The organism is Salinivibrio sp. MA607, from assembly GCF_001996245.1.
Taxonomy (GTDB): Bacteria; Pseudomonadota; Gammaproteobacteria; order Enterobacterales; family Vibrionaceae; genus Salinivibrio; species Salinivibrio costicola.
The window spans coordinates 1-5,683 of sequence record NZ_MUFJ01000051.1; the positions used below are offsets into that span (position 1 = coordinate 1).

Consider the following 5,683-nt stretch of genomic DNA (forward strand, 5'->3'; position numbering starts at 1 on the left):
CTATTTAGTATCTGCTACGACTACAGCAGCAGTGGTTTGATGTCACAGAGAGCTCTTAATGTACATTAAGAGACCTAGAAAATTGAGCGAAAAACAGCCACAAACTTTCGATGAAGTGTCATTACTTATAAGAATAATTCCCGACATTCTTAATTTAGATAGTTAAATTTCTGATAGGGCGTATGGGGGAAATTTAATACTCTATGTTTTATCAAAAAGGAGAGAGGGATTTTTACACAAAAACAAAGCAATAAAACCATGAATAATACTAATGAAAAAACAAAAATAATTCAGCGCAAGAGGTTGATATTAATAAAAGTTCATTTTAGAAAATAAAATGTCACAAGTGAATGAAATAGATTTCATAGGTTTAAAAAAACAAAAATAAAAATAAAAATAAAACCTCAAACCAAGGAGGTAAAAATGAAACAACCAATACATTCCAATGTTAAAAGAATCCTAGAGCACTATGATATACACTTAGACAAGTCAGGCGATACCTACATATTAGATTATAAAATAGACGGAGAGATTAAGGTTATCACGAGGGAAAACCCCAGACATGCTATTCGCGAAATAATTAAAGAGAGAGGGGAAAGGGGAAATGCCACTCACCTAATAAATAACTTAAAGTTTTTAAAACTCAACCCAAAGAAACAGTTATACTTTAGTGAAGCGTTCATGTTAGACACTCGAGTAATCAAAGAGAAAGAAATATCTAAAGGGACATTAGAAGAAGCATACGAATCGGCCTGTAGAACGAGGTGGACTCCAGAAAACATTAAAGATTATAGAGCAACAAGAAGGAAGGCTTACCTTTGCATTCAGTATTTTGGATGTAACACCCCACCAGCTGATGTGACATCAAGAAAACTCGTTGATTATGTTGCGCACTTGAGAGCCAAAGGTTTGTCAAACGCAACGATTAATAGAAATCTTAGTAAAATACGGGTCGTGTTAAAACATGCTGTTTTACTTGATTTCACTGATAAGGTGCCTATTTTTCCATGGACAAGAGAAACCAACGCTCGCACAAGAATCCTCACGATAAAGGAGGAAGAAAATATATTAGAGTTCTTCCAGAAAAGAGGAAAATTTGATTTTGTTGATTTCATAAGCTTGGCAATCGACACAGGCGCAAGAGTCAGTGAGCTTCTTTCTCTAAAATGGAAAGACTACAATGAGGATAAAAGCTCTATATTTATTAAGAGTTCAAAAAATCAAACCTCTCGAACTATACCTCTTGTTAAAAGATCGAGACAGGTACTTGAAAGAAAAGCACTTAAAAGGGAGGATAGCGATCTAAATCAGCCAATATTTAAAATTACGCAAAGTTCATTGAGTTGGCACTGGAAAGTAATGAAGAACTCATTAGGCTTTGGTAGTAGTCAAGAATTTGTACCTCACATGATGCGCCACACCTGCGCAACTAGATTGGCAGAGAATGATGTTTCTGTTCAAAAGATAATGTTATGGCTCGGACATAAGACCCCAGCAATGTCAGCTCGGTATACTCACATGACTGCAAACTCTCTTTTTGGTGTAGTCAAAACGCTTGACGCGACAAAACAGAGAAGACAAATAAAGACCCGTAGATAGTTAATTTCACTCCATCGGGTGCCACTAGGTAGCTTATTACGGCTACCTAGGGCTACCAACGAGTTTTACTCGTAAAGGTCTACCGATGCCTTTAGCTCCCCAGCCAGCTGGAAAATGTCATCAACACTGTCGATGGGAGTTTTAGTCTCTTTCTTGTTTGAGTCAAAGATTCCTACATACTTCTGTCGACCATTAAAGTGCAACCTGCACAATGGTTTACGATTATTATCATCAAGCAGAATCCCAAAGTAGCTTTGTGTGTCTCGATGAGCGACTCGAGATACATCGACTCTTTCTCTCAGAATAGCTTTGACAACATTATAACCGTCGAGCTCTTCCTCTGTGGTGACTATTTTAGGGTTGCTACCATCAGCTTCAGAAGCGCTTTCATCCTGCTCTGGTTGTTCGTTGGCTCCTCTCGCCTCACGCTCTTCACTGCCTATGGCATACTTCAAACGAGCGTTTATGCTGTCGTTGAGGAATTGCTTCAAAGCTTTTTTCGTTATTTCAGTAAACTGTGCTTTGACCTTGGCTGTTTGCATCCCATCGTAGACCCTAGCAGTCAGAAGCTTAACAAAGTCTTCCTCTGGATCTTGGAACTGCTCTGCTAAAACCTTTTTTATTTGATTGAGGTACTTCAATTCACCAGCCGCATCTACCACGGAATCGACATCGAAAGAAGTCTTCGTCAGTTTTTTCAGCTCTGGCACTACATGCTCGTCGACCTCTGACATATCTAGAATCAAGAACGGTTTGTCATCCATCTTATTTGGCGCATCGAGGTCAGTGAAAAACTGATACTCACAACCGTTAGTCAATATAGCTATACGAGCGTTGGTCACTGAGAAATATCGGTATAGTTGGCTAGAGTGTTTTGGTGAGAGCGCTTCATTCACTTTCTTACACTCGATTAAGATCTGAACATCCCCGTCTTTCATCAGAGCATAATCAACCTTCTCTCCCTTCTTCGTGCCTGTATCAGCAGTAAACTCAGGGATAACCTCGCTGGGGTCGAAGATATCGTATCCAAGTACATTGTGAAGAAATGGCATCACCAAAGCAGTCTTTGTCGCCTCTTCTGTTTCTATCGAGTCAGATAGCTGTCCCACCTTTTTGGACAAAGCTTGTAGTCGCTCTATAAAGTCCATTTCACTCTCCTTATATCTGCTTCAGTGTGCTTGCAGATGCAACAGCTTTAATACATTTGCTTTTTTATTAGACCATCAACATAGCAAGCATGCTGTGATTGAAAGCCCATCTGTACTCATTACAAGACAACCAATCGGCTTACCTGTTTACTCACCTACATAGCTGAGCTACAATCTGGGGAAATTTGGTATCACACGCTCGAAAGAAACAAGAAATAAAGCCTTTAAATCAAAAGGTTATGTGCAGCGTGCTAGGCTGGGAAATAGCCTCCCGCCAGCTCCACCAATCGATTGGAAAAGACGCCTTAGGGCGTCTTTTTTATTGCCTAAAAACTCGTCCCTAAACAAATAACCCTTTGCCTTCTCAGAAACTGTGCTACTGTTTAGTTCTCTCCTACAGCTTAGTAGGAGCTCTTTTCTTTACCGGGCGAAAGACTCGGCAATCCTTAGCGGCCCTTCTAAGCCTAACCAGGCTTCAATAATGTCCGTATCACCAAAATCAGCACACACTCCAACTCGATTAGTAGCAGGTAAAACGTCGCACGAAGACGTCGATTTAGCATCACCAACGACTCGATTCGATAACCAAGAAACATTACTCGAGAGCCAAGAGAGGTTAATCGAGAGCCAAGGGGCATTAACCCCGACGGCAATTGTTTATTGTGAAGGTCATTTTGGTAAAATTGATGGGAAAACTGCCAATGGTCTTGTCCGACACTCTCAAAAATATCGTATTCTCTCCGTTATAGACAGCTCCCTTGCAAACAAAGACGCGGGCGACGTTCTCGACAAAACCAAAAATAACATCCCTATTTTCGCCGACCTCGAAGAGGCTTTACATCATGAGTCTACACGACCAGATTATTTTATTTTTGGTGTCGCGCCGTCCACAGGCTTACTGTCTGATTTAGATAAAAATGTCATCCTCGACGCCATGTCAAAACGGCTCAATATCGTTAATGGTTTACATGAATTTCTCAATGACGATGCCATTTTTGTTGATGCGAGCAAGAAGAACAACGTCCACATACTGGATATTCGCAAACCCAAGAAAAAAGAGGCGTTAAAAACATTTACTGGACAAGTCCATAGTGTGACCTGTCCCATTGTCGCTATTTTGGGAACAGATTGTGCGCTCGGGAAACGGACCACTACGACAATATTGGCTCAAGAGCTCAGAAAGCTAGGGTTAAACGTCGTCATGATCGCCACCGGACAAACCGGTATTATTCAGGGTGAACGTTATTGTGTGGCACTCGATGCTGTTCCTTCTCAATTTTGTGCTGGCGAATTAGAGGCCGTGATCGTCGATGCCTACACCCAAGAAAACCCAGATATTATTTTAGTGGAAGGCCAAGGTGCTCTGAGTCATCCAGCCTTTTCCACGAGCTCATTCATACTGCGAGGAAGTTGCCCGACCGCAGTTATCTTACAGCATGCACCGAAACGCCTGTATCGTGTCGATTTTCCCAACATGGCGATACCGACGCTCGCAAGCGAAATTAACCTGATCGAAACATTTGCCAATACGCATGTCATTGGGATCACTCTCAACCACGAGGGGATGTCGATGGGAGAGACTTTATCTTATATCAATGCGTATACACATGAACTTAAACTCCCGGTCACCGATCCCTTATCGCAACCGAAAGAGCAATTAGTACAGATCCTACTTTCAGCGTTCCCACTGCTAGAAGATAAAATTGAAGCAAAGCAGTGAGCTACCCAAAAATAGAACTCGATTGCGCTAAAATATCCCTCAACACCCAACGGCTGATTGAACAACTGACTTTAAAAGGCGTGACTGTCACTCCCGTGACCAAAAGCTGTTTGGGCCACCCTATCATTGCCAATACGCTCATTAATGCCGGCGCAACGATGCTCGCTGACTCAAGAGTAGATAATATAAAACGGATGAGAGAGGCAGGTGTCACGGTACCCACTCTATTAATACGTTCCCCGATGCTAAGCCAAATAGAGCGCGTCGTCATTGACTGCGATATCAGTCTAAATACTGAAATTGCAGTGATCCAAAAACTCTCTGACGCCGCTGGACGATGTAATCGTATTCACCAGATCATCATTATGGTTGAGCTGGGAGATTTAAGAGAAGGTGTCATGCCCGACAACCTTATTAATCTGATCAACGATGTCATTAAACTGCCCAACATTACACTCAAAGGCATAGGTACGAATTTAACCTGCCGCTACGGTGTTGAGCCAGACGATATCAATATGCAGCTTTTATCGGATCTTGCCGAACACATTGAGACGACGTTTTCGATAAAGCTAGACATCATTTCGGGCGGTAACTCGGGCTCGATCAATTGGGTACTCGCCCATCAAGGCCAAACCCGTATTAACCATTTACGGCTTGGCGAAGCAATATTTTTAGGCCTAGTCCCAAAAAATCAGCCACAAATATCGGGCTTATCATCCACAGCGATCACATTAACAGCCGAGGTCATAGAGTCGAGCCAAAAACCCTCATACCCATGGGGAAAACGAGGCGTTAATGCCTTTGGTGAAACCATCAGCCTACAAAATAGAGGTCAGGTCAACCAGGCCATTCTTGCCTTAGGCCGACAGGATGTATGTATTGACGGATTACATCCTCCCAGCGGCATGACAATCGTTTCATCATGCAGTGATCATTTAATGGTTGAGACACCAGAAAAAATGCTAGCGGTCGGTGAAACCGTCACATTTGGGTTGGACTATAGTGCTTTTCTTTCAGCCATGACGTCCGAGTTTGTCGATAAAGTTTATCGATAGCCAACCATACGACAGTCTATCAACTTATAAGACCCTCAGAAAAAATGATTAATTATGCCAATAATTGTGTATTTAATCGTTATAAGCAAATTTAAAGTTAAAAAATATGCATAAAAAACCGCGCCATATCCCTCTATCACTGTTAAACCTCCTATTTATCG

At 41.8% G+C, this 5,683-nt stretch carries 4 protein-coding genes; 3 read left to right on the forward strand and 1 reads right to left on the reverse strand.

Annotation, left to right across the window (positions count from 1 at the left end; all coding sequences use genetic code 11):
* The first annotated feature begins 423 nt into the window (after positions 1-423).
* Entirely contained in the window at positions 424-1,599 is a 1,176-nt protein-coding gene (locus BZG81_RS15185; RefSeq protein ID WP_077677786.1) for a tyrosine-type recombinase/integrase, read from the forward strand.
* 65 nt (positions 1,600-1,664) lie between these two features.
* Here the strand turns inward: BZG81_RS15185 and BZG81_RS15190 are convergent, their stop codons facing one another.
* Positions 1,665-2,747 (reverse strand): type I restriction endonuclease, encoded by a 1,083-nt coding sequence (locus BZG81_RS15190; protein WP_077677787.1) that lies wholly within the window; start codon positions 2,745-2,747, stop codon positions 1,665-1,667.
* 481 nt (positions 2,748-3,228) lie between these two features.
* Here BZG81_RS15190 and BZG81_RS15195 point away from each other — a divergent pair, with 481 nt between their 5' ends.
* Positions 3,229-4,467 carry a DUF1611 domain-containing protein gene (locus BZG81_RS15195; protein ID WP_077677788.1) on the forward strand — a complete coding sequence of 413 codons (1,239 nt, stop codon included), beginning with the start codon at positions 3,229-3,231 and terminating at the stop codon, positions 4,465-4,467.
* Entirely contained in the window at positions 4,464-5,522 is a 1,059-nt protein-coding gene (locus BZG81_RS15200; protein WP_077577407.1) for an alanine/ornithine racemase family PLP-dependent enzyme, read from the forward strand. Before BZG81_RS15195 ends, BZG81_RS15200 begins: the two co-directional genes overlap by 4 nt.
* The last annotated feature ends 161 nt before the right edge of the window (positions 5,523-5,683 follow it).